The sequence below is a fragment of the Aquidulcibacter sp. genome (assembly GCF_044346625.1).
GTDB lineage: Bacteria > Pseudomonadota > Alphaproteobacteria > Caulobacterales > Aquidulcibacteraceae > Aquidulcibacter.
In genome coordinates this window covers 1-23,345 of the sequence record NZ_JBIIYV010000021.1, presented here as the reverse complement: position 1 = coordinate 23,345, position 23,345 = coordinate 1, and the positions used below count along the sequence as shown (strand labels likewise).

23 protein-coding genes are annotated in these 23,345 nt (G+C 54.5%); 9 read left to right on the top strand and 14 right to left on the bottom strand.

The window, feature by feature from the left end; translation table 11 throughout:
- Positions 1-56: 56 nt before the first annotated feature.
- Positions 57-596, bottom strand: a complete 540-nt coding sequence (locus tag ACIQ20_RS07400; RefSeq protein WP_395778908.1) for a hypothetical protein — start codon at positions 594-596, stop codon at positions 57-59.
- Between the two features lie 155 nt (positions 597-751).
- On the opposite strand from ACIQ20_RS07400, the gene phaC reads away from it, so the two are divergent.
- The 5 genes from phaC (at position 752) to ACIQ20_RS07375 (ending at position 7,599) form a co-directional block, all read left to right on the top strand.
- Complete coding sequence (gene phaC / locus ACIQ20_RS07395; protein ID WP_395778907.1) at positions 752-2,662, top strand: class I poly(R)-hydroxyalkanoic acid synthase; 1,911 nt, start codon at positions 752-754, stop codon at positions 2,660-2,662.
- A 75-nt stretch (positions 2,663-2,737) separates the two neighbouring features.
- Entirely contained in the window at positions 2,738-4,231 is a 1,494-nt protein-coding gene (locus tag ACIQ20_RS07390) for a cryptochrome/photolyase family protein (RefSeq protein WP_395778905.1), read from the top strand.
- Positions 4,228-5,574 (top strand): NAD(P)/FAD-dependent oxidoreductase, encoded by a 1,347-nt coding sequence (locus ACIQ20_RS07385; RefSeq protein ID WP_395778903.1) that lies wholly within the window; start codon positions 4,228-4,230, stop codon positions 5,572-5,574. Before ACIQ20_RS07390 ends, ACIQ20_RS07385 begins: the two co-directional genes overlap by 4 nt.
- Positions 5,575-5,579: 5 nt before the next feature.
- On the top strand, positions 5,580-6,365 hold the full coding sequence (locus ACIQ20_RS07380) for a DUF1365 domain-containing protein (protein ID WP_395778901.1): 786 nt from the start codon (positions 5,580-5,582) through the stop codon (positions 6,363-6,365).
- Positions 6,358-7,599, top strand: a complete 1,242-nt coding sequence (locus ACIQ20_RS07375) for a class I SAM-dependent methyltransferase (protein ID WP_395778899.1) — start codon at positions 6,358-6,360, stop codon at positions 7,597-7,599. Before ACIQ20_RS07380 ends, ACIQ20_RS07375 begins: the two co-directional genes overlap by 8 nt.
- Before the next feature lie 75 nt (positions 7,600-7,674).
- Here ACIQ20_RS07375 and ACIQ20_RS07370 read toward each other — a convergent pair whose 3' ends face one another.
- Complete coding sequence (locus ACIQ20_RS07370; RefSeq protein ID WP_395778951.1) at positions 7,675-9,129, bottom strand: coniferyl aldehyde dehydrogenase; 1,455 nt, start codon at positions 9,127-9,129, stop codon at positions 7,675-7,677.
- 151 nt (positions 9,130-9,280) lie between these two features.
- On the opposite strand from ACIQ20_RS07370, the gene ACIQ20_RS07365 reads away from it, so the two are divergent.
- The gene (locus tag ACIQ20_RS07365; protein ID WP_395778897.1) at positions 9,281-10,360 is read left to right on the top strand and encodes a GGDEF domain-containing protein; all 1,080 of its coding nucleotides are present in this window, start codon (positions 9,281-9,283) and stop codon (positions 10,358-10,360) included.
- Positions 10,361-10,363: 3 nt separating this feature from the next.
- Here ACIQ20_RS07365 and recO read toward each other — a convergent pair whose 3' ends face one another.
- From recO to folK, 11 genes are all read right to left on the bottom strand, one after another.
- Positions 10,364-11,101, bottom strand: a complete 738-nt coding sequence (gene recO, locus ACIQ20_RS07360; RefSeq protein ID WP_395778895.1) for a DNA repair protein RecO — start codon at positions 11,099-11,101, stop codon at positions 10,364-10,366.
- Between the two features lie 9 nt (positions 11,102-11,110).
- Positions 11,111-12,088 carry a GTPase Era gene (gene era / locus ACIQ20_RS07355; protein ID WP_395778893.1) on the bottom strand — a complete coding sequence of 326 codons (978 nt, stop codon included), beginning with the start codon at positions 12,086-12,088 and terminating at the stop codon, positions 11,111-11,113.
- Positions 12,081-12,770, bottom strand: a complete 690-nt coding sequence (rnc, locus tag ACIQ20_RS07350; protein WP_395778891.1) for a ribonuclease III — start codon at positions 12,768-12,770, stop codon at positions 12,081-12,083. The genes era and rnc overlap by 8 nt, the downstream gene beginning before the upstream one ends.
- Positions 12,767-13,564, bottom strand: a complete 798-nt coding sequence (lepB, locus tag ACIQ20_RS07345) for a signal peptidase I (protein ID WP_395778889.1) — start codon at positions 13,562-13,564, stop codon at positions 12,767-12,769. The genes rnc and lepB overlap by 4 nt, the downstream gene beginning before the upstream one ends.
- A 15-nt stretch (positions 13,565-13,579) precedes the next feature.
- Positions 13,580-13,990 (bottom strand): holo-ACP synthase, encoded by a 411-nt coding sequence (acpS, locus tag ACIQ20_RS07340; RefSeq protein ID WP_395778887.1) that lies wholly within the window; start codon positions 13,988-13,990, stop codon positions 13,580-13,582.
- On the bottom strand, positions 13,987-14,736 hold the full coding sequence (locus tag ACIQ20_RS07335) for a pyridoxine 5'-phosphate synthase (protein ID WP_395778885.1): 750 nt from the start codon (positions 14,734-14,736) through the stop codon (positions 13,987-13,989). Before ACIQ20_RS07335 ends, acpS begins: the two co-directional genes overlap by 4 nt.
- Positions 14,733-15,329: an orotate phosphoribosyltransferase gene (gene pyrE, locus ACIQ20_RS07330; RefSeq protein ID WP_395778883.1), complete on the bottom strand. Its 597-nt coding sequence runs from the start codon at positions 15,327-15,329 to the stop codon at positions 14,733-14,735. Before pyrE ends, ACIQ20_RS07335 begins: the two co-directional genes overlap by 4 nt.
- A 30-nt stretch (positions 15,330-15,359) precedes the next feature.
- Complete coding sequence (locus tag ACIQ20_RS07325; protein WP_395778881.1) at positions 15,360-16,025, bottom strand: SDR family oxidoreductase; 666 nt, start codon at positions 16,023-16,025, stop codon at positions 15,360-15,362.
- A 22-nt stretch (positions 16,026-16,047) separates the two neighbouring features.
- Positions 16,048-18,288, bottom strand: a complete 2,241-nt coding sequence (locus ACIQ20_RS07320; protein ID WP_395778879.1) for a RelA/SpoT family protein — start codon at positions 18,286-18,288, stop codon at positions 16,048-16,050.
- Between the two features lie 15 nt (positions 18,289-18,303).
- On the bottom strand, positions 18,304-18,657 hold the full coding sequence (rpoZ, locus tag ACIQ20_RS07315; RefSeq protein WP_085340083.1) for a DNA-directed RNA polymerase subunit omega: 354 nt from the start codon (positions 18,655-18,657) through the stop codon (positions 18,304-18,306).
- 92 nt (positions 18,658-18,749) lie between these two features.
- A complete protein-coding gene (gene folK, locus ACIQ20_RS07310) occupies positions 18,750-19,280 on the bottom strand; it encodes a 2-amino-4-hydroxy-6-hydroxymethyldihydropteridine diphosphokinase (RefSeq protein ID WP_395778949.1) in 531 nt (176 codons plus the stop codon).
- Between the two features lie 37 nt (positions 19,281-19,317).
- Here folK and ACIQ20_RS07305 point away from each other — a divergent pair, with 37 nt between their 5' ends.
- Together ACIQ20_RS07305 and ACIQ20_RS07300 are read left to right on the top strand one after the other, a co-directional pair.
- Positions 19,318-19,980, top strand: a complete 663-nt coding sequence (locus tag ACIQ20_RS07305) for an NYN domain-containing protein (protein WP_395778877.1) — start codon at positions 19,318-19,320, stop codon at positions 19,978-19,980.
- 21 nt (positions 19,981-20,001) lie between these two features.
- Positions 20,002-20,625 (top strand): uracil-DNA glycosylase, encoded by a 624-nt coding sequence (locus ACIQ20_RS07300; RefSeq protein WP_395778875.1) that lies wholly within the window; start codon positions 20,002-20,004, stop codon positions 20,623-20,625.
- Here the strand turns inward: ACIQ20_RS07300 and ACIQ20_RS07295 are convergent.
- Positions 20,622-21,869, bottom strand: a complete 1,248-nt coding sequence (locus tag ACIQ20_RS07295; RefSeq protein WP_395778873.1) for an MFS transporter — start codon at positions 21,867-21,869, stop codon at positions 20,622-20,624. The two genes, ACIQ20_RS07300 and ACIQ20_RS07295, sit on opposite strands and share 4 nt — an antisense overlap.
- 89 nt (positions 21,870-21,958) lie before the next feature.
- On the opposite strand from ACIQ20_RS07295, the gene ACIQ20_RS07290 reads away from it, so the two are divergent.
- Positions 21,959-23,215 (top strand): CaiB/BaiF CoA transferase family protein, encoded by a 1,257-nt coding sequence (locus ACIQ20_RS07290; RefSeq protein ID WP_395778871.1) that lies wholly within the window; start codon positions 21,959-21,961, stop codon positions 23,213-23,215.
- Positions 23,216-23,345 lie beyond the last annotated feature (130 nt).

The following is a 23,345-nucleotide window of genomic DNA, read 5'->3' as shown; positions in this document are numbered from 1 at the left end:
TCATTTGGGGACTATTTGCCCCCTTTGTATCAGGAAAGATGCTCTATTGCGCGAAACTAGGTTGGAGGCAGACGCGCAATATCCGCCTCCATCTTAGCTCGTGCGGCCGCAGCCCAAGCGTCCGACTCCGCGTCCGTTTGCGCGGTCTGAGCCGAGGCAGAATTGGAATCCATGGTTTGCTTTGCTGCCTTGGCCCAAGCCTGGTCAATCTCGCCGGCGGGAATTGGCTTGGAATTTGGGTTGGCGTCGAGACGCTTGGCATCTGCCTGTAAACCAGACTGCAAGTTTGCCCAAGCCTTTTGGCTTGGCAAATCTGTTGGAGCGTCGGGGATTTTCGTTAAGTCTGGATAATCACCGGGCTTCAACACCGCGCTGGCAGACCGGATTGTGTCTGGCAGAAAGCCTTCCTCTTGGCCAAGCGTTTGACACGCGCAGAGCGGCACAAAAAGGAGCCCAAGCGCAAACACCTTCGGCTTGCACCGTAATTGGTGCGTAGGTTGGACGTGGGCTGGTGTCGCTTTAGTCGGCATCGCCGCAGCACTTTCCTGTGTCACATCAAGGTGAGCGGCAAGGACACGACACGCCAAATGTGCCATGCTGCCGCTAACGGGTTAGAGCCATAAGCAGTGGAAGTTCCCACCGCAAATCGCTACAGTGTTTTATTGCGCCGCTGCGGTGTTTGCTGCAAGGCAAAGAGTGCATAAATTCATGATATGCGCGGCGAATTGGCAGAAATGATGGGGCAAAAATAATGGCTAAACAGAAATCGGATGGCCAAGACACGGAGACGGCCCGCCCAAAGCCCGAGACTGAGCCGCCACTATCAAAGGCCAATGAAGCCGGCGGATTAATGGATGCGCTGCAAGCCCAGAATCTCGAAACCCTTGAAACTCTGACGCGGAACTTGGGCGATGCGGTCACTCGGATGGGTGCACTAGGCGTGTCCGCCGTTGACGGGGTCATGGCCGAGGATGCGCGCCCCCTTCGCGCCGACCCTTATGGCCTTGCGCCTTATGCCGCCGATGTGGCAACGCGCCTTGCAGGCAATCCCGAAAAGCTGATGGCCGCCCATCAAGAGCTTTGGCAAGGCTTTGCAGAGATTTGGGCTGACTCCATCAAATCGAGTTTGAAGGATGACACGACCGAGACCAAACCAGACCCCAAATATGCCGATAAGCGCTTTGCAGACCCCGATTGGCACAAGCTGCCTATGTTCAATCTCTTGCAGAAAACCTATTTGCATACAGCCAATTGGTTCACGGGCCTGATTGATCATGTCGATGGCATCGACGATATGACGCGCCGCAAGGCGACCTTTTTTAACAAGCAATTCGCCGACGCCTTTGCCCCGTCAAACTTCTTGATGACCAATCCGGTCGCCCTGCGCGAAGCATTACGCACCGGCGGGCAAAGTGTTTTGCGCGGCCTCGCCAATCTCGAACAAGACCTCAAACGCGGGCATGGTCGCCTCACCCCGGCCCAAGTCGATGAGCGGCCATTCAAGATCGGCGAAAATATCGCAATCACGCCGGGCAAAGTTATCCATCGCGGCGAAATTCTTGAGATCATCCAATATGATCCAGTGACGCCTACGGTCTTCGCGACCCCGATCCTATTCTTTCCGCCTTGGATCAATAAATTCTACATCTTGGACATGCGCCAAGATAATTCCATGGTGAAATGGCTGACGGAGCAAGGTCACAGCGTGTTCGTCGTCTCTTGGCTCAATCCCGGTGTTGAGCATGCCGAGAAGACGTTTGAAGACTATTCCCGTCTGGGCATTTACGAAGCGCTGGACGTAGTTACGCGCGCAACAGGTCAAGACAAGGTCAACACAGTCGGCTATTGCATCGGCGGCACGCTTCTGGCCTCCACCATGGCAGTCATGGCGCAAACGGGTGACAAGCGCATCAATTCGGCCACCTTCTTTGCGTCCCAATCCGACTTTGAAGAGGCCGGCGACCTTAAAGTCTTTACCGATGATGCGGCCATCCAATACATCAAGGATGAGATTGAGCATGCTGGTGGCGTGCTTGATGCGACCGTGATGGGCGAGACGTTTAATTTCCTGCGCGCCAATGACCTTGTGTGGTCCTTTGTGGTCAATAATTATCTGATGGGCAAAGATCCAAAGCCATTCGACCTTTTGTTCTGGAATGCTGACCAGACGCGGATGCCAAAGGCGCTCCATCTCTATTATCTGGATAATTTCTATCGCCAGAACCGCTTGGGCCGAGGTGAGATGACCTTGTCGGGTTATCTTCTGAACCTGAAGAACGTGGATACGCCCATCTATATGCAATCTTCCAAAGAGGACCACATTGCGCCTTGGCGGTCGATCTATCGTGGGGCTAAGCTTTTTGGTGGGCCGGTTCGCATGATCCTTGCGGGGTCTGGTCATATTGCTGGGGTGATCAATCATCCGGAAGCAAAAAAGTATCAGCACTGGCTGCCGCCGGAAACCATGAAAGATCTACCAGACACGTCTGACCAATGGCAGGCGCAACTGGTTGAATATAAGGGCTCGTGGTGGCCAGATTGGGCGAAATGGCTGGGCGAGCGTTCTGGCGGCCAAGTGCCTGCACGCGTGCCGGGAGATCATGAAGTGGCAGTCATTGGCGACGCGCCAGGAACTTATGTGTTGGTGAAATCGTCGGACTGAGACAGGGCCTTGGCCTGATCTTACCTTAAGCAGCCACCAGCAATCCGACCCCACGCTTCACTCGTAGATGGTATTATGCAATCCGCCACATCCGGCCATTCCCCTGCTGCACGCCCGTCTCTCGTTTGGTTTCGCGATGACTTACGGATTGATGATCATCCTGCTTTGGCTGCCGTTGCCCAAGCTGGCCCGGTTTGTGCGATCTATATTCTTGAAACCGGCGGCGACTTGGGCAGACCGCTTGGCGGGGCGTTAAAGTGGTGGCTGCATCACAGCCTTATCAGCCTAAAGGCTGAACTGGCCCAACACGGGATTAGCTTGATCCTACAACAAGGCGACCCACGTAAGCTCATCCCCGCCCTAGCCAAGGAATTGGGCGCATCCAGTGTCCATTGGAACCGGCGCTATTATGCGTGGTCGCGCCCGGTGGATGCAGCTATCAAGGCAGAGCTGACGGATATGGGCGTCGACGTAGGCAGCCATAAAGCGCAGGTTCTGACTGAGCCTTGGGAAGTGAAGACCGGAGCCGGAGGAGCCTTCAAAGTCTTCACGCCCTTTTTCAGAGCGGCCCAGCCCCTATGTGATGCTTGGGCAGAGCTTGCGGCCCCTATCCCGCCCTTAACCGGCCATAACGCGCCTGATATCCATTCAGACTCGTTGGAAGACTGGAACTTACTGCCCAAAACCCCGGATTGGTCTAGCGGTCTGGCAGACACTTGGGAGCCCGGTGAAGCCGGTGCTCAAAAGCGGCTGGCTCATTTCATCGAAAATACGCTTTTGGGCTATGGCGAGGGACGAAACATTCCGAGCAAACCAGCAACCTCGTTTCTATCTCCTCACCTGCATTTTGGCGAAATCTCCATCCGCCGGGTGTGGAATGCCGCGCGGGCAGCGATGCGGGCCAATCCTGCCTTGCAACACGACGGCCAAGTCTTTCTTTCTGAGCTCGGCTGGCGCGAATTCTCCACCCAATTAATCTATCACTATGAGGATTTTCCGCAGAAGAGTTGGAAGGAAGCGTTTCGAAGCTTCCCATGGAAAAACGATCCATCCGCACAGCGGGCTTGGCAACGCGGACAAACAGGTTACCCCATTGTGGACGCAGGTATGCGTCAACTATGGAAGACAGGATGGATGCATAATCGTGTGCGCATGATTGTTGCGTCCTTCTTGGTCAAACATTTGCTGGAAGATTGGCGCGTGGGCGAAGCTTGGTTCTGGGACACATTGGTAGATGCTGACGTCGCTAATAATGCAGCGGGTTGGCAGTGGGTTGCAGGCTGTGGTGCCGATGCCGCCCCCTATTTCCGCATCTTCAATCCAATGTCACAAGGCGAAAAGTTTGACCCTGATGGTCAGTATGTGCGCGCTTGGGTGCCAGAGCTGGCGAAACTTCCCAACAAGAACCTTCACCGCCCGTTTGAATGCCCGACCGAAACGCTTCGCATGGCTGGCGTGCATCTCGGGGGGACTTATCCCTTGCCCATCGTCAATCATGAAAAAGGCCGCAAGCGCGCATTAGATGCCCTTGCAAGCCTCAAGCAGAATACCTCTGGAGACCTGGAATGAAAATCGCGATCATTGGCACAGGGATTACCGGTCTCTCCGCCGCTTGGGCCTTGAAAGATCAGCATGAGGTGACTGTGTTTGAGAAAGAGGCGCGTTTAGGCGGCCATTCCAACACCGTCACGGTCGATTATGACGGCAAGAAGCTCGACGTTGATACCGGCTTCATCGTCTATAATGCGCTGAACTACCCTAATCTAATTGCGCTATTTGAAGCTCTAAATGTACCAACCCAACAATCGGATATGAGCTTTTCGGTTCGCGATGGCCGCGCCGGCAGCGAATGGGGTTCGGATGGCGCGCCGGGCTATTTCGCTTGGAAGCGCAATGCCTTTGATCTCAGTCACTGGGCGCTTTTGGCCGATATGTTGCGCTTTAACTCTCAAGCCCAAAAGGACGTTCAAGATCCAGCCCTTCAAACCATGAGTTTAGGTGCGTACAGCGCCAAACTGGGGCTGTCTCAGCGCTTCTTGGAACGCTACCTCGTGCCAATGGGCGCGGCCATTTGGTCGACGCCGGAGAAGGGCATGCTGGATTATCCCGCGGCAAGCTTTGTTCGCTTCTTCAATAACCATCGCCTCGTCCATTTTGAACGGCCGAATTGGCGCACCGTTACAGGCGGTTCGCGCCGCTATGTCGAAAAGTTTGCTCAAGCTCTGGGAGATCGCGTCCACTTGCAAGCCGCCGTTACCCAAGTGCGCCGCGACGCAGACGGTGTGGATGTAGTTGTAGGTGGAACCAGCCATCGGTTCGACGAAGTTATCCTCGCCTGCCACTCTGATGAGGCCCTTGCCCTATTGGCCGATGCGACCCCTCAAGAAAGCGCGATATTGGGGGCCGTCCGCTACGCACCAAATGAAGCGATCTTGCACAAAGACGCCAGCTATATGCCAACCCGCAAAGCGGCTTGGGCGAGTTGGAATGTCTCGCGGGGTGATCCTGATGCGCCCATTGAACTGACCTATTGGATGAACCGCCTGCAAGGCCAAGATAGCAATTTTCCGCTATTTGTAACCTTGAACCCGGCAAAGCCGATTGATGAGGCCAACGTGTTTGCCCGCTTCAACTATGCCCACCCTCAATTTGATACCCCAGCGGCACAAGCGCAACGCCAAATTCTGTCAATCCAAGGCGTCAACAAGACTTGGTTTGCCGGGGCTTGGCAGGGATATGGCTTCCATGAAGACGGCTTGCGGGCAGGTCTGCGGGTCGCCCTGAAACTGGGCGGTCAAATCCCTTGGACCTTCGTCGATGACGATATTTTGCGCGAATTGCCCCCGGTTTCACGTTCAACCTTGGCTATGACTCAAGATCAACCCGCACAGAAAGCAGAACCGGCATTGTGACCGACATGACCAACCTTGGACTGATGCGAGGCCGGACCATCCACGTCCGCTTTCAACCGTTTGAGCATCGCTTGGCCTATGACCTCTATCAGATCTTGATTGATGTGGACGACCCAGATGCGCAATTTCGGGGTTTGAAATGGATGGCGCACAATCGGTTTGCGCCACTGGCCTTTTATGACAAGGACCACGGTGATCGAACGGGTGCGCCCTTACGGATTTGGGCTGAAGCCCAATTGTCTGCAGCCAATATTGCCTATGAGGGCGGGCCAATCCATTTATTGACCTTTCCGCGTGTCCTTGGATTTGTATTCAACCCGATCTCGGTTTTCTTAGCCTATCATCACGATCTCAGCTTAGCTGCCGTGATTTATGAGGTGAACAACACCTTTAGTGAGACGCACAGCTATGTCGCGCCCGCTAGCGGACATGGGGTTGAGCACCAAGAAGCCGATAAAGTCTTCCACGTCTCACCCTTCTTCGATGTATCAGGCCGATATGCGTTCACCCTGCGGACCAGCGGCGAAACGCTCTCGCTCACAATCGATAAATACTCAGAAGCAGTTCGAGATCATCTGGCCTCGCTGAAATTGCGTAGAGAAACATTGAATGACAAAAATCTGGCCCGCGCATTTTTTGCGATTCCGTTCTTGACGTTCAAAGTTGTCTTAGGCATTCACTGGGAAGCCTTGAAATTATTGGTAAAAGGTGCACGCTATTACCATAAACCGAAACCGCCCATTTCCGCCAGTGTTGCCAGATTAAGCAGGATTCCATCGCCCCATGAGTGACGATCAAAACGCCAACTCCGTGATCATGACGCCAAAATTGGCGCGCCAACTTCGCCAAGTCCCGATGGCCTTTAAAATGGCGGCCGTGGCGATGAGCAATATCGTGGAAGGCGAGATTCGGGTGTGGTTGCCCGATGGTCGCAAACTGATTTTCCAAGGTGAGAAGCCCGGTAAAAGTGCGGTGCTTCAAATCATAAACTTTAGTTTTATCAAGCGTGTTGCCGCTCAAGGTGATATTGGCTTTGCAGAAGGCTTGATGGCTGGCGAGTGGGACACGCCCGATCTTGCCGTTTTGCTAGAGGTCTTCTCGTCCAACCTAGATTTGATGCCCAAGCTTTTGATTGGGGGACCCTTGTGGGCCGTGATCAATAATTTCCGTCACAAATTCTTGAAGCGGAATACCAAAACTGGCTCGAAGAAGAACATTCTCGCCCATTATGACTTGGGCAATAATTTCTATTCGCGGTGGCTTGATCCCAGCATGACCTATTCATCCGCCGTCTATGAAAAAGACGGTCAGGATTTGACGAGCGCGCAAATGAACAAATATCGCGCCTTGGCAGAGCAAGTCAGCCTTAAAGCCGGTCAGCATGTACTCGAGATTGGCTGCGGCTGGGGCGGCTTTGCCGAATTTGCTGCCCGAGAGTATGGCGCGCGGGTCACCGGGGTCACCATTTCGGAAGAACAGTACAAATATGCGACCGAACGCTTGGCCAAGGCAGGCTTAAGCGATCTCGCTGAAATCCAGCTGATGGATTACCGCGATATCAAGGGTCAATTTGATGCGGTCGTTTCGATCGAAATGTTCGAAGCGGTCGGCGAACAATATTGGTCGACCTATTTCGACAAGGTCAATTCGGTCTTGAAGCCAGGCGGTAAAGCTGGCCTGCAAATCATCACGATTGATGAGCGCTTATTTGAAGAATATCGCAGCCGCGCGGACTTCATCCAAAGCTATGTCTTCCCGGGTGGCATGTTGCCCAGCGTGCCCCGTCTCAAGCTGGAAGTGGCACGCGCCGGTTTGGTCTGGCAGAGCACGGCTGCTTTTGGTCTGTCCTATGCCGACACATTGGCTGCTTGGGCAAAGACCTTTTTGGCAGAATGGATCCACATCAAGGACATGGGCTTTGATGAGCGGTTCAAGCAATTGTGGCGCTTTTACCTAGCCTATTGCGAGGCAGGTTTCCGGACTGGCCGCATCGATGTCGGCCATTTCTCGATGATCAAACCGTAAGGCGTTAACTGGCTCAACAAGTATAAGGCGCGAGACCTTAGGGTCCCGCGCCTTTTTTTGCCTGCAGATGGCGCTTTAGCGCTTGATTTGACTGGCGATATAGTCGCGAACGCCTTTGCCGTAAGGTGGTCGCAAGGCCTTCATCGGCCCCAAATCCTTTTTCAACTGGCTGTACACCGACCGGGCATGGCTGAACTCTTTAAAGCCGTCATGCCCATGATAGGACCCCATGCCAGATGGGCCGATGCCACCGAATGGCAAATCTTCCATAGCAATGTGGAAGATCACGTCATTGACCGTTACCCCGCCAGAGGTGGTGTTGGTCAACACATATTCCTGCTCACTTGGGTCAGCACCAAAGTAATAGAAGCCCAGTGGACGATCATTAGCATTCACATAGCCGACGGCTTCTTTGACATCGGAATAGGTTTTGATCGGAAGCACAGGGCCAAAGATCTCTTCCTGCATGATGCTCATGTCTTCGGTGGTATCGAGGACCAAGGTTGGCGGAATTTTACGACCATTCTGCGATGAGAAGTCCTCACCTGCGGGATTGATCTCTACAATTGTCGCACCCTTTGCTTTGGCATCGGTCAGCAAAGCTTGAATCCGGTCAAAGTGGCGTGGTGAGATTATGGCTGTGTAGTCTGGGTTATCGCGCAATTTCGGATACATGGCGGTAACGGATTTGGTCAAAGCGCCAACCAGTTCATCCCGCTTTTCAGTCGGCACCAACAGATAGTCGGGTGCCAAACAAATCTGGCCAGCATTCAGGGTCTTACCGGCCATTATCCGGTCGGCGGTCGTGGCGACATCGGCAGAGCGTGACACAATCACCGGGCTCTTCCCACCCAGTTCCAGCGTCACAGGAACGAGGTTTTCAGAAGCTGCGCGCATGATGTGGCGGCCAATGGAGGTTCCGCCTGTGAAAATCATGTGGTCAAAAGCCAAGCGCGAGAAGGCTTGGCCGACATCGGGCCCACCTGTAATCACCGCGATCTCTTCTTCAGAAAAGGCTTTGGCAAACATCTGGCGCAACAATTCGGATGTGACAGGCGTTAACTCTGACGGCTTGATCATCGCGCGATTGCCCGCGGCCAAGATTTGCGCGAGCGGCGCAAATGTCAGATTAACTGGAAAATTCCAAGGTGCGATGATGCCGACAACACCTTTGGGCTGATAGCGGACTTCAGCCTTTGCGCCCAACAAGCCCAAGAGCGAGGGCGAGGTTTTGCGCTTTTCAGGCCGCATCCATTTTGCCAAATGCGCCTTGGCATCCTTAAGCGGTCCGAGCGAGCTGGCGACATCGGTGATCAGGCTGGTTTCACGCGCCCGGCATGAAAAGTCTTCCGACAAAGCATCAGCGATTTGCTCTGCATGATCGACCAGCAATCCAATACAACGATCGATTCGGTTGATCCGCACTTCTGCTGAGGGAATCCCGTCACGTAATTGGGCCGCCTTTTGGATGGCTAGAATCTGGTTCAATCTCGCGATGGTTTCGCCGTCTCCACGTACTGAGAAGGTCATGTCGTTCATGATACTGGCTCCCTAAGTCTTTTATTTGCACCGCGTGGTACTTTTTCGACCCTATCTATGCGCACGAATTGCAGTTTTTTCCAAGCCTGCAAGTAAAATAAGTCGCCGCGTTTACGCAATCTCCATACTGGCCCCGCTATATATGACCCGTAGTAATAGGTCTGTGGTGGAAAAAGTGGTAGAAATCCTGGTCGGCGAACAAGGAATGGCGATAGCGGATGCTGCGGTGAAATCGCTCAAAGAGCGAAAAATCACGCCATCACCAGAAAATTATGCCGTATGGTTGGCTTATCATACTGGGGTACAGGCTGACCTTCGCGCTGAGCTTGAGATGATGATCGCCGCAAAGCGCGTGATTGACGACCATGTTTGTGACACGCTTTACATCAAGTATTTTGAAGACTTAGCCATTGGTTCGCGCATGATGAAGGCCGGTGGCAAAATTGCTGCCGAAATGGAAGATGTGCGCCAGGGCTTGTTGAACGCCGGGATCAAAACCAAGGCCTATGGCGAACAATTGGAAGTGGCCAAGCGAGAACTCGCTAAAACGGATAGCCCGCTCATCACCCGTGACTTAGTCGATAGTCTGGTTGGCGCAACCAGTGAAATGGCCGCTCAATCTAAGAACCTTGAAACCAAGCTTGCAGAATCTAGCGTTGAGATTGAAGCTCTGCGCGTGCAGTTAGAACAAGTGCGGATTGAAGCTGCAACGGACTCACTGACAGGCCTCGCAAACCGCAAAGAATTTGACAGCCGTCTTGTAGAGATGTGCTCGGCATCCGATCGCGGTGCTGGCCCCGTGACCGTCATTATGGCCGATATCGACTTTTTCAAGCGCATCAATGACACGTTCGGGCATCAGACAGGCGATCAAGTTATCCGCTTTGTTGCGACCGTTATGGACCGCGCAAAGCCTAAAGGTGGTGTTGTTGCCCGCTTGGGTGGCGAAGAATTCGCGATGATTGCTCCGATGACAGACCGGAAGACAGCCATGGCGATTGCAGAAAGAATCCGCCAAACCGTCGAAGGCAAACGTCTGGTGCGTCGCGCTTCAAACGAAGACCTTGGCAAAATCACCATTTCGCTGGGTGTCTCGCAACGTCGTCAGGCTGAGAAGCCAAACGATATGGTCGAGCGCGCCGATGCAGCGCTCTATGCTTCCAAGCGCAACGGCCGCAACCGCGTCAGCCAAGAAGAATTGGTCAAAGCTAAAGCTGCTTAATCTCTACAAGCGGCTGGTCTTTCCCAAAGCAAAGATTAGCCGCGCGCGCGCCTCTGGCATGGTCTTCCGCACGGGGTTGAGCAATTCGCGCTCGATAAAATGACCCATCAGTGCAAAACCGTCGGCGACATCCCCGCTCACAGGTCTATTTTGTCCGCCCAACAAGAAAGGCGGCAACACCAGCAATTTATCAGCAAACGGCTCACCTGCGGCGCGCGATGCCGCCCGCCCTGTCTTCGGGCTCACCCAAGCAAGGTCATCGGGAGACCCTGTCAGGGCGCATTGCGACAGATCTAGGCCATAGCCCATTTCGGCCAGAAGCCCCATTTCCCAACGAATATAAAGGGCGGGCCAACCTTGGCTGTCGCTGAGGGCTTGGAGCAAAATCTCGGTCGCTTCAAACAGACCGACGCAGGGCTGACGCTCTGGCGCTACTTCCAAAAGAAGCGTTGCTACACATGAAAGCGCGGCAAGTGCGGCGGCATCATCCATCACGTCGGCAGGACCACCGCCCCTGCCCTCCATCTCATCAAAGAAGCCAAGTTGGTCTTCAAGACGAGACTTCCACGCTACATGCAGGCGCGTGCCGGGCTCAATCAACGCACGCTTTCGCTTGCCCGCGCCGCCATAGACAAGGCCTGAAGCCCTGCCGACTTGGTCACTTAAGACATCTAGAATGACGTCATTCTCGCCAAAGCGTCGCGCCGACAAGGCGATTGCATTGCCTGTCCACGCGCTCATGAACGGCCTCTAGGCATCGAAGTCGAGGCCCAAAGCGGTATAATGCGAGCGCTCGTCAATCCAATTCTCGCGCACTTTGACATGCAGGAACAAGTGGACAGGTCTTTCAATCGCTTCGGCGATATCTTTGCGTGCGTTTTGCGATATCCATTTCAAGGTCTCACCGCCTTTGCCGATGGCGATGCCCTTATGGCCGTCACGCATGACATAGAGGGTCTGGTTGATGCGAACCGAACCGTCCTTTTTCTCTGTCCAAGCGTCGGTTTCAACGGTTGCGTGATAGGGCAATTCCTCGTGTAGACGCAGAAACACCTTTTCGCGCGTGATTTCGGCCGCCATCACCCGCATCGGCGTGTCAGCCACTTGTTCTTCAGGATAGAGCCACGGGCCCAGTGGCATACGCTCAGCCAGTAGATCATTGAGACGCTTGAGGCCCGATGACTTCAGCGCCGAAATCATCACTACCTCATCATAGACGCCCTTTTCAAAAAAGGCCTGAGAAAGGTCGAGCAGTTTCGCGCGTTCAAGAACGTCGACCTTATTCAGTGCCAAGATCACCTTACGTCCTTGCTTTTGCAGGCCCTCAATGACCTGCTGCACATCTTCAAACGTTCGCTTGTCGCTGCCATCACCGCGATTCTCGGCCATCCGGCTGGCAGCTGGCGCGTCAACCACATGAACCAAAGCATCGGCATCGGCTGCGCCACCCCAAGCAGAGGCGACCATGGCGCGATCAAGGCGCCGCTTGGGCGTAAACACGCCCGGTGTGTCCACGAGAACAATCTGCGCATCGCCATGAATGGCAACGCCGCGCACGGGGAAACGGGTGGTTTGTACCTTTTGGGTGACTATCGAAATCTTCTGCCCAACAAGCGCATTGACCAAGGTTGATTTGCCCGCATTTGGCGCACCCAAAATGGCAGCAAAGCCGCAGCGGGCTTTTTCTGGCCCTGCTGGGATGGGTGTAGTTTCATTATTATCAGACACGTAATCCGCCTTGCTTCAGAAGCGCTTGGGCCGCAGCCCGCTCTGCATTTTGTTTTGAGGATCCCTCTGCGGTTGCAACATGGGTCCCAGCTTTGACCTCTATCACAAAACGAGGCGCATGGTCAGGGCCATCGCGTTCTAGCACCTGATAAACTGGCGGCGGGAAGCCGCGCTTCTGCGCCCATTCTTGAAGCGCGCTTTTTGGATTGCGATGAAGCCCCGAAGGCTCTTGCTGACCGGCCACCCATGCAAGTTCAAACAAGCCCTGAACCGCGGGTCGGCCGCCATCCAACCAGAGGGCAGCCATCAAGGCCTCAAACGCATCACCCAGAATGGAGTCGTTTTCAGCGACCGCATCCGCGCTGAAACCGCGAGAAACCACCATTAGCTCAGCCATGCCAATGCTGCGTGCAGCCTCTGCACAATTTTTGCCAGACACAACGGCATTGAATTGCCGTGTTAGTTCACCCTCTTCGGCGCGACCGTGGCGTTCAAACAGGCGCTCGGCCGCCATCAGGCCCAAGACCCGGTCGCCGAGCCACTCCAAGCGCTCATTATGGGCAAAGCCCGGCTGACCATCGCCACGCGACTTATGGGTAAAGGCGCGCTCTAACAGAGATCGGTCTGAAAAATGATATCCGATCTTGTCTTGTAGCGCCTGAAGCTTAGCGTCTCGCGTCATCGAATAGGGACAGCGAGCCGATCCCACCGCAAGCCCGTGAACCACGTCCACGGCAGATAGATACGGGTGGACTCATCAAATGAGAGCAGCACAATCCGGCCGCGACCGACGAGGTTTTCGGCAGGCACGAAGCCAACACCAGACTGCAGAATCGGATCAGCCCGGCTGTCAGTCGAATTATCGCGATTGTCGCCCATCATGAAATAATGGCCTTCGGGCACCACAAAGACTTGGGTGTCGTCAAACATGCCATTGGTTTCAAAATCATAGGTCACATAGCTACGACCGTTCGGCAGCGTTTCGCGAAAGCGGGTTGTGGTGCGAATATTACCATTCTGTTCGGTAATGGTCTCAGGCTCTAACATCTCGTGTTTGACCGGCGTGCCATTCAAAATAACCTGTCCACCGACAACTTGGATCCGATCCCCCGGCATGCCGATCAACCGCTTGATGTAGTCCTGGCGCGGATCGGCCGGCAGTTTGAAAACCACCACGTCGCCCCGTTCTGGCGTTTGACCAAGGACGCGGCCATTCAGGATCTTGGGCGAGAAAGGAATGGAGGCATTGCTATAGCCATAGTCCCACTTTGACGTCCAAAGATAATCGCCCACCAAAAGGCCGGGACGCATGGATTCAGAGGGAATATTGAAAGGCTGAAACAAGAAAATCCGCAAAAAAAGCGCAATACTCAAGGCCATAACAATGGTCTTGACGCTTTCAATCAGGCTGTCGCCCTGTGGCGCTGGTTTTACCGCCTTCTTCGAGGCAGCCTTAGAGTTTGTAGTGTCAACCATCAGATTCGTTTCTTTTCAATTTGTTTCGAGGGGCCGCAGGCCGATCACCACAAAGGCCATAGCCAAAGGGTGGTCATCGGTCAGACTAAGGTGAATGTCAGCAGCAAAACCCGGTGGTGTCAGTTCTTGCAACCGCTTTAGCGCGCCGCCCGTCAAACTTAAAGTCGGTCTGCCAGTTGGCAGATTGACGACTTCCATGTCGCGCCAGGCGACACCGAGCCGCATGCCCGTTCCCAGCGCTTTCGAACAAGCTTCTTTGGCGGCAAAGCGCTTGGCATAGGTGTCTGCCCGTTTGGCTGGGCGTCGGTTAGCACGGGCTTGTTCGCCTGCTGTAAAGCAGCGGGCTTCAAAGCGGCTGCCAAAGCGCGACAACGTCTTCTCAATCCGGTCGATCCGACACAGGTCTGAGCCAATTCCCAATATCATGCGCGTGCTTCATCCATGAGCCGACGCATACGGCCAATGGCATCTTCAAGGCCAATGAAAATTGCTTCACCTATGATGAAATGACCAATATTTAATTCAACCAGCTCTGGAATAGCCGCAATCGGCTTCACATTATCAAAGGTGAGACCGTGACCGGCATGCACCTCAAGACCGCGCGCTGTACCGATGCGCGCAGCTTCCGCTAGCCTTTCAACAATCTGTTCGGCTTCCTGGAAATGTCCTTCAAGTGCAGCTTCGGCATAGGCCCCCGTATGAAGCTCAACCACTTGGGCACCCATAGCTTCGGCAACGGCCAGTTGAATAGGGTCGGGCTCAATAAACAGCGAAACGCGGCGGCCAGCGGCTGCCAGCTTACGTACCATTGGCGCAATTGAATTATGTAAGCGCGCGACATCAAGGCCGCCTTCGGTTGTCCGCTCCTCGCGCTTTTCCGGCACGATACATACTGCGTGCGTGGGATGGCGTAGCGCAATGTCGAGCATTTCTTCGGTGGCAGCGAGTTCGAGATTGATGGGCAATTCGACTTGGGCAATGAATTTCTCAAGATCCTCGTCGCGAATATGACGACGATCTTCGCGTAAATGCAGCGTAATCCCATCTGCTCCGGCTACTGCTGCCATCTGGGCGGCGCGCAGCGGATCAGGATGCGGGCCACCCCGCGCATTTCGGATCGTCGCCACGTGATCAATATTGATCCCGAGGCGCAAGCGATGGTCAAAACTCATGCGGATGTGCCTTGTGATAGTGCCCGACTGCCCGGTTTGATGGCAGGAATAGCCTTTAGATCGTCTGGAATCTCATCGGGTGCAAAGCTTTCGACTTCGATAGAGGCCAAAGCCACCATTTCACAGCCCACATCGGCACGGCCAGCGCTGCGGTCCACAATCACAGCAGCCCCCAAGACCACGCAAGGTGCATCCTTGATCGCTTCCAAAGTCTCGCGCACCGAAATACCCGTTGAGACGATGTCTTCGACGATCACGACGCGGGCTTCAGCTGGCAAAGTAAAGCCGCGGCGCAAACGGAACTTACCGTCTTCGCGCTCTACATAGACAGCTTTTGCCCCCAGATGCCGTGCGGTCTCATAGCCCGGAATAACCGCCCCCACGGCTGGTGACACCACGTAATCAACTTGCCCCCACCGATCTTTGATTTTCTCGGCCAAGGCTTTGCACAGCGACTGGGTAGCGGGCGGGTCCATAAACACAAACGCCTTTTGCAAGAAGGTGCGGCTGTGACGGCCCGATGTTAAAATGAAATGGCCTTCCAAGAGGCCACCGGCCGACTTGAAGATGGAAAGAACGTCGTCATTGGTCATAGGTGCTTATTATCACTTTCTAAGCTAGTTTCACCAGTCCTGCGTGTGGCCAGTCCAGTCCATGAAGCGACCGGTGCCCGACAGTTGCAAGTCTTCGGCAAGTTGAATGAGGCCGTCCGCGCTCGCCTTGGCATCGATCTCGGCCCCTACCCCGCCCATATCGGTGCGGACCCAGCCTGGATGACAGGCAACAATCGCGATACCATCACTTTTTAGATCGTGCGCAAATGTCTGCACGAGTTTGTTTAAGGCCGCCTTGGACGCGCGATACGCGGGCGCGCCTTGTGAAGACCCCGAAAAGCGGCCCATACCAGAGGAGATCATCAAGACCCGGCCTCGGCTAGAGCGCTTTAGACTCGGCAAAAAGGCTTGCAACACCCGCCATGGGCCAACCACATTGGCATTGAGGACTTCAAGAAAATCATCAGGTGCCAGATCGGCTAATTCCTGCGGTCGCGGGCCGAAGACGCCGGCATTTTGGATCAAGACGTCGATTGGCTTTGATAAGGCTTGCGCCGCCGCGCGAACCGACGCCGTATCACCGATATCACAGGCCAATACTTGGAAATCTGGATGCTCAAACGGCGCATTCCCGTCGCGGGTTGTGCCGATCACAATGTGGCCACGTGCCAGCAAGCCTTCAACCAACGCACGGCCAATCCCGCGGTTCACCCCAGTCACCAGATAGGTTGCCATCGCTTTGTCCCTTGTCGTCCGTTCAGCCGCGCAACCGCTTAACATCGACCACAACGGGCAATGCCCGCAGCGATGCTGCGATCACGTTCAAATGCTTTGAGTCCGCAACTTCGACATCGACCAAAAGGTCGATGAAGTCCTCACGGCGGTTTTGCGCGCGTACATTGGTAATATTGCCATCACATTCAGAAATAATCTTACCGACTTGAGCAAACACGCCCTTGGTGTTCTCACAGCTCATAACGAGGCGACCCAAGGCCAACCCATTGCGCTTGGCTTCATCGGTCCACGCCAGATCGATCCATTGATCTTCATTGGCATCATGCTCAGCCAAATGGTCACAATCAATCGTGTGCACTTCGACGCCACGATCCGGCACATGAACCCCGACGATCCGGTCGCCCGGCAAAGGCGAACAGCAGGGCATGAAATGGAGGGCGACGCCGACCATCAAGTCCGAACCGCGAACGAAGTCGCTCGCATGGTCATTATCAATCATAAATCTTGGCTCACCCAAGACACTTTTGCGCACAAAGCCAGGCACGGCTGCTTCAGCTAGGCTTGCCCCGGTCAGCCGCCCCCGACCAATCGCGGCATAGAGCTCGTCCATCGTGTCGTAATTCAGCCGCTGGCGCGCATCCTCAAGATTTATGTCCTCTGGATTGAGGCCAACGCGTCGCAGTGCATGTCCTGCCAACCGGCGGCCCAAGGTCGCAAATTCCTCACGCTCACTTTCGCGCACCAAACGACGAATAGCCGACCGTGCTTTGCCGGTCACCGCGACTGATTCCCAATCCGCCACGGGCTTGCGCATATCGGACCGTAAAATCTCCACGACGTCGCCATTGGACAATGCTGTCCGAAGCGGTCGTTCTTCGCCATTAATCCTTGCGCCAACGGTCGTATCGCCAATGCGGGTGTGTACGGCATAGGCAAAGTCGAGTGGGGTGGCCCCATAGGGCAGAACGATCAAATCCCCCTTTGGCGTAAAGGCGAACACCTGATCCTGGAACATTTCGAGTTTAGCATTTTCCAGAAACTCTTCCGGGTCGCCGCCATGCTCCAGGATTTCCACGAGATTTCGTAACGGTGCCAAGGGGTCCGATTGCTTGCCAGCGATTGGATGGTAGCCATAGGTACTGTTTTTGTAGCGCCAGTGCGCGGCAACGCCATCTTCGGCAATCCGGTTCATTTCTTCCGAGCGGATTTGTATATCAACTGAAGTCGCGCTAGGCCCCACAACGCCTGTGTGGATGGAGCGATAGCCATTGGGTTTGGGTACCGAAATAAAGTCTTTGAACCGGCCCGGCACACAAGACCAAGCCTCGTGGATCACGCCAAGTGCTGCATAGCATTGGGTGGTATCTTTCACCACGACTCGGAAGCCATACAAGTCTGAGACGTCAGAAAACGAGATCGACTTACGCTCAAGCTTTTTCCAGACCGAATAGGCTCGCTTTTCGCGACCGACCACGCGGGCTTCAATGCCCGCTGCCTCGAGGGCAGAACTAATCTTTTGTGTTACTGCCGCCACGGCACCAGAGCGTTCGGCACGTAAACTGGCCAGCTGTTCGTTGATGGTCTTGTAAGCTTCCGGGTGGAGGTACTGGAAGGCCAGTTCTTCAAGCTCACCCGAAAAACGTTGGATCCCCATACGCCGCGCCAAGGGGGCATAGATGTCCGCCGTTTCGCGGGCGATCCGCTCCCGCTTCTCGCGCTTCTTGATGAAGTGCAAAGTCCGCATATTGTGCAGACGGTCGGCCAATTTCACCAACAAGACCCGCACATCCTTCGATAAAGCGAGGATGAATTTTTGTAAGTTTTCGGCTTGCTTTGTGCGGTTTGAGTTCAGCTCAAGCTGGGAAAGCTTTGTCACCCCATCGACCAATTGGGCAACTTCATCGCCGAAAAGCTTGCCAATTTCGGCAGTCGTGGCGGTCGTGTCTTCAACCGTGTCGTGCAGAAGGCCTGTGATGATGGATGCTGCGTCCAACCGTAGCTCTGTCAGAATGCCTGCTACTTCAATTGGATGGGCAAAGTATGGATCGCCTGAAGCCCGCAATTGGCTACCATGGCGCTGCATCGCAAACACGTAAGCGCGGTTGATTGCATCTTCATTCACATGGGGATCATAGGCCCGAATGCGATCAATCAACTCATATTGACGCAAAATGCGGCCCCGACTAGGAGGCCGCACGATTTGCGCCGGGAACGGCAATTCCCCAGATTCTTCTAACGTCTCAGAGGCCCTGCCATCGTCCATGGTGAACCTTTAAGATCAATAGGGGTCTTCGCGGACTGCTTCTTGCTCTTGCTGCAAAGCACGCAGCACATCGTCTTCAGTTGCGAGCACAGGGGCTTCCAAAGCCAAGAGATCGCTCTCTTCTTCTTCGCGGACCGCATGTGGGCGCACTTCACGCAGCGAAGCGACCAAGCCATCGCGCAACTCTTCGGTCTCTACCGTGGCGTCCGCAATTTCGCGAAGCGCAACAACAGGATCTTTATCGCGATCGCGGTCGAGCGTCAGGGCTGCACCACCAGAAATTTGGCGGGCGCGATGCGCTGCAAACAAAACCAGAGAGAATCTATTTGGGACGCGTTCAACGCAGTCCTCTACCGTCACGCGGGCCATATATCTAATCCTGTCGGAAAGTGAGAAGTCTCTTTACGGGAAGTCTTGGCGTTTCTCAACCATTGCACGCAGATGAAGTCGCCCCCCTGCGCTCAAGCCAGTCGCACGCAATGGTTGAGATTCTCTGAGTCTTGCAAATGTTTCAGCAAAACCTGCCCGGGCGTGCCCGAAACTGGATGTCGCCAATCTGGCGCAATCTCTAACAGCGGCAGCAAAACAAAGTCTCTTTCTGCTATTCGTGGGTGGGGCAAAGTTATGACGCTGCTATTGGCACTAACAATGCCATTGTAATCGACTACATCTAAATCCAATGTTCTGTTTGCCCAACGATCATCTAGGGAACGAATGCGGTTCATCCGCGCTTCAATTACCTGACAACGTTGCAACAGGGCCAATGGGTCCTTGTCTGCAGGTTCAATGCGACAAACAGCATTTAAATAGTCGGGTTTTCCGAGATTTGGTGGCCAAGCTTTGGTTGACCAAAATGATGACAGACTGGTGACATGGTCTCCATTTTGTGATAAAATCTCTAACGCTTCGAGTAGGATATCTCGAGGCATATTAGAGCCCAAGCCTAGATTCGACCCTAGGCCAATATAAATTCCAGAAGGCTCTGAAGGCACTTTTGGATGTAATTGTTTAGAGGAAGGCGACGTCACTATGACTTTTTATCCCAATGAGCGGATCGCTCTGTTTATCGATGGTGCAAACTTCTACGCAGCAGCGCGCACTTTGGGTTTCGATGTTGATTATCGCAAGCTACTTGAAGAGTTCAAGAAGCGCGGTCGTCTCGTTCGCGCCAGCTATTACACGGCCATCCTCGAAGATGTCGAATATAGCCCCGTCCGCCCTTTGGCAGACTGGCTGGACTATAACGGCTTCAACGTCATTACCAAGCCTGCGAAAGAATTTACCGACACATTGGGTCGCCGTCGCGTTAAGGGTGATATGGATATTGAGATTGCCGTCGACATGATGGAGCTTGCATCCCATGTCGACCATATCGTCCTGTTCTCCGGTGATGGTGATTTCCGCGTTCTGATCGAAGCGGTTCAGCGTCGTGGCCCACGGGTTTCGGTTGTCTCCTCGATCAAGACACAGCCACCCATGATCGCTGATGAACTGCGTCGCCAAGCCGATACCTTTATCGATCTCGCGGACTTGTCGGCGCTGATTGGCCGTCCGCCACGTCCAGATGGCTTTGAAAACCCACGCGCTAATTTCCGTCCCGGCCGCCCAGTTGAAGGTGAAGAATTCTCCGACGAGTTCGACGATGAGCTTGAAGGCATGGAAGACGAGCTCGAAGGCGAGACTGAAGCTTAAGCGGCTTTTGGCAAGCAAGCTGTGCAACCCACGCGCGATTGCCCGCTCTGTCCCAGATTGGTCGCTTATCGGGCGACCAATCAACTTGAAAACCCAGACTGGTTTAACGGCCCTGCCCCCTCGTTTGGGGATGAGTCCGCTTGGCTTTTAATCGTCGGTCTGGCCCCTGGCCGCACTGGGGCCAATCGAACGGGCAGGCCTTTTACGGGCGATTGGGCAGGTGACCTATTGTATCAGACACTAGCGCGCTTTGAGCTGTCAGAAGGCACCTATGCTGCCCACGCCGGTGATGGCCTATCGCTAAAGGGCGCGATGATTACCAATGCGGTCCAATGTGCGCCGCCTGCCAACAAGCCTGAGCCTTTTGAAATCAGCCAATGCGCCCCCTTCTTGAAGGCCCAGATTTCAGCCCTTGGGAACCTGACTAGCCTCATTTGCCTCGGCAAAATCAGCCATGACGCAACCGTCCGCGCACTGGGCGGCAAGCCCTCGGCCTATAAGTTCGCTCATGGCGCGGTCCATCAAATTGGCGATAAAACCTTATACGACAGCTATCATTGCAGCCGCTACAACACCAACACAGGGCGGCTGACCACGCACATGTTTGAGGATGTGTTTGCTAAGGCCATCGCTGATCGGGCTTAGGCCCCTAACGTTTCTGTCTTTTGATACTTCGGCAAGCTCAACATCAAAACGCCAGCCAGTATCAAACCGATAGATGACGCGAACAAGACCTGATCATATGATCCCAATTTGTCATAAGCGATACCGAATGCGAGCGGGCTGATCCCTGCGCCCAACGTATAGAACACATATTGCCAGCCATAGATTTTGCCATAATTTTTCATGCCAAAATAGCGGCTGGTGAAAAAGGCGATCAAATCGAGCTCTGCCCCTAAGGCTACGCCGACGAGAATAACGGCCACAATCGCCGGTCCGTGGCCACCGCCCATCAAGAGATAGCAGCCGATGGCTGGGATAGCGAAACAGGCAGCAGCAATCGGAGGCGCGTGAAACTTGTCGATCAAATAACCCACGGCCAGACGCGCAACCAAAATAGACACGCCAATCAGGCTGGCAATCTGGGCGGCTTGTGCGCCCGACAGGCCATTATCCTTCATCATTGCAACGATATGCACGGCTATACCACTCATCGCGAAGGTCACGAAGAAAAACGCGATGCCCATCTTCCAAAAGGTCGCCGTGCGCACCGACTCGCCCAGAGACATCCCTGTCGCCGTTAATGCAGTTTGGGCTTGGTGCGTCGCACTGCGGTCCTTGAACAGGAGCAAAAAGATCGGCAGCCAGAACAAGAGCACTATGCCAAGCGCGACATAGAAAACGCCTTTCCAACCAAAGGCATCAATCCCCATCTTGTAGAAAATCGGCAATGTGATCGCGCCAAATGATGTGCCCAAGAGCGTGAGCCCCAAGGCAAGACCTCGGGACTTATCAAACCATTGATTGATCGTACGAGTATAAGTGAGTGGCAGCGTGCCTGCCGCAACAATGGTCATGATAAAGTAGGTCAACCAGAACTGCTGAAGATTACCTGTATTCAGCGTCACCAAGAACAAACAAAGCGCGAGTAACAGGCCTGACACCAGGGCTACAGGACGGGAGCCAAACCGGTCCGTGACCGCACCGGCGACATAGGACGATAAGAGATTTCCAACCCCCATCAAGGTAATCGCTAGGGAGATTTCTGTTCTGCTCCACCCAAACGCATCTTTTAAAGGGCCAAACAGATTTTGCACGGCATAAAAAGGTAAGGTCGCCAAAGACGCATAGACGCCAACAATCGAAGCCAAAAGAATGGGCCAGCCGAGGACGAATTCATTTGCCGGCTTTGTTGGCGTGTCTTGAACTTGATGACCACTTTCTGCCATGTGGCGAGACTCCCCCTGCGCTGCGCTAGTAACAGCAAGCCTGACAATGATATATCTTTTCAAAGAAGCAAATGAAAAGAACGCGACCTATGTCTAAAACACTGCAATCAAACGCTCTGCTAGCTTCCCCCCTCGCCTTAGCAGGCGTTCGGGTGCTGGATCTATCCCGTGTGCTGGCCGGGCCTTGGGCAACCCAGACTTTGGGTGACTTAGGCGCAGAGGTTCTCAAAGTTGAGAAGCCAGGGGTCGGCGATGATACCCGCAATTGGGGCCCGCCATTCCTGACGGATGAAAACGGCACCCAAGGCGACGCCGCCTATTACACCTGTGCCAATCGTAACAAAGCCTCCCTCACCTTAGACTTTACAACGCCGGAAGGTAGCGAGATTTTGCGGGCCCTGATCCCGCATCATGATGTTTTGGTGGAGAATTTCAAAACTGGCGGTTTGGCCAAATATGGCCTCGATTATGAAAGCGTAGCCAAGCTCAACCCCAAAATGGTCTATTGCTCGATCACAGGGTTTGGCCAAACTGGTCCTTATGCGCCCCGTGCGGGCTATGACTATTTGGTGCAGGCTGCAGGCGGCCTCATGAGCGTTACCGGCCAAGCCGATGGGACGCCCGGCGCTGAGCCATTAAAGGTTGGCGTGGCGGTCGCTGACCTCTTCACCGGCCTTTACGCCACCATCGCCATTTTGGCGGCGCTGCGCCACGCCGAGGCCACAGGCCAAGGCCAGCACATTGATATGGCTTTGCTGGATTGTCAGACGGCAGTTCTAGCCAATCAGGCAGCTAATTTTCTGGTCTCGGGTCAAGCCCCAAAGCGTCTGGGCAATGCCCATCCAAACATCACGCCCTATCAGGTCTTCCCGAGCCAGGACGGGCATATTGTTCTGGCTGTTGGCAATGATGGCCAATGGCAGCAGTTTTGCGCGGCAGCCGGTTTGTCCGAGATGGCAGCAGACGCCCGCTATAAAACCAATGCCCAGCGTGTGGCCCATCGCGACAGCTTGATCGCCGGCCTAATGCCCGTCATGACAGGGCAGACGACCGCCACTTGGATCGCGATCTTGGAACAAGCCGGTGTGCCCTGCGGCCCGATCCAGACCATTGAACAAGTCTTCCAAGACCCCCAAGTCATCGCCCGCCAGATGCAGCAGGAAATGTCCCGCGCCGACGGCACAACGATCCCGCTGGTCGCCAACCCAATCAAAATGAGCCTGACCCCACCTGTTCCACGCCGTGCCCCGCCGGCTCTTGGCGCGGACACCGAAGCCGAACTCAAGAGCTTACTGGGCCTCAGTGATGCGCAGATTGAGGGCTTACGGGCGAAGGGGATCATTTAGGGGGCAATCGCTGTCATCAAGTCAGTTCAGCATGTGAGATGTGGACTGGTTTGAGGACAGCATTTGCGATGGTTACGAGTTTTCGGGCTACGGCGGCGAGAGCGAGCTTTTTTGGCTTTTTGTTGCTGAG

Coding starts and splice junctions, on each gene's coding strand:
- ACIQ20_RS07400 (WP_395778908.1), bottom strand. CDS start 596: ATGGCACATTTGGCGTGTCGTGTCCTTGCCGCTCACCTTGATGTGACA.
- phaC (WP_395778907.1), top strand. CDS start 752: ATGGCTAAACAGAAATCGGATGGCCAAGACACGGAGACGGCCCGCCCA.
- ACIQ20_RS07390 (WP_395778905.1), top strand. CDS start 2,738: ATGCAATCCGCCACATCCGGCCATTCCCCTGCTGCACGCCCGTCTCTC.
- ACIQ20_RS07385 (WP_395778903.1), top strand. CDS start 4,228: ATGAAAATCGCGATCATTGGCACAGGGATTACCGGTCTCTCCGCCGCT.
- ACIQ20_RS07380 (WP_395778901.1), top strand. CDS start 5,580: ATGACCAACCTTGGACTGATGCGAGGCCGGACCATCCACGTCCGCTTT.
- ACIQ20_RS07375 (WP_395778899.1), top strand. CDS start 6,358: ATGAGTGACGATCAAAACGCCAACTCCGTGATCATGACGCCAAAATTG.
- ACIQ20_RS07370 (WP_395778951.1), bottom strand. CDS start 9,129: ATGACCTTCTCAGTACGTGGAGACGGCGAAACCATCGCGAGATTGAAC.
- ACIQ20_RS07365 (WP_395778897.1), top strand. CDS start 9,281: ATGACCCGTAGTAATAGGTCTGTGGTGGAAAAAGTGGTAGAAATCCTG.
- recO (WP_395778895.1), bottom strand. CDS start 11,101: ATGAGCGCGTGGACAGGCAATGCAATCGCCTTGTCGGCGCGACGCTTT.
- rnc (WP_395778891.1), bottom strand. CDS start 12,770: ATGACGCGAGACGCTAAGCTTCAGGCGCTACAAGACAAGATCGGATAT.
- lepB (WP_395778889.1), bottom strand. CDS start 13,564: ATGGTTGACACTACAAACTCTAAGGCTGCCTCGAAGAAGGCGGTAAAA.
- acpS (WP_395778887.1), bottom strand. CDS start 13,990: ATGATATTGGGAATTGGCTCAGACCTGTGTCGGATCGACCGGATTGAG.
- ACIQ20_RS07335 (WP_395778885.1), bottom strand. CDS start 14,736: ATGAGTTTTGACCATCGCTTGCGCCTCGGGATCAATATTGATCACGTG.
- pyrE (WP_395778883.1), bottom strand. CDS start 15,329: ATGACCAATGACGACGTTCTTTCCATCTTCAAGTCGGCCGGTGGCCTC.
- ACIQ20_RS07325 (WP_395778881.1), bottom strand. CDS start 16,025: ATGGCAACCTATCTGGTGACTGGGGTGAACCGCGGGATTGGCCGTGCG.
- ACIQ20_RS07320 (WP_395778879.1), bottom strand. CDS start 18,288: ATGGACGATGGCAGGGCCTCTGAGACGTTAGAAGAATCTGGGGAATTG.
- rpoZ (WP_085340083.1), bottom strand. CDS start 18,657: ATGGCCCGCGTGACGGTAGAGGACTGCGTTGAACGCGTCCCAAATAGA.
- ACIQ20_RS07305 (WP_395778877.1), top strand. CDS start 19,318: ATGACTTTTTATCCCAATGAGCGGATCGCTCTGTTTATCGATGGTGCA.
- ACIQ20_RS07295 (WP_395778873.1), bottom strand. CDS start 21,869: ATGGCAGAAAGTGGTCATCAAGTTCAAGACACGCCAACAAAGCCGGCA.
- ACIQ20_RS07290 (WP_395778871.1), top strand. CDS start 21,959: ATGTCTAAAACACTGCAATCAAACGCTCTGCTAGCTTCCCCCCTCGCC.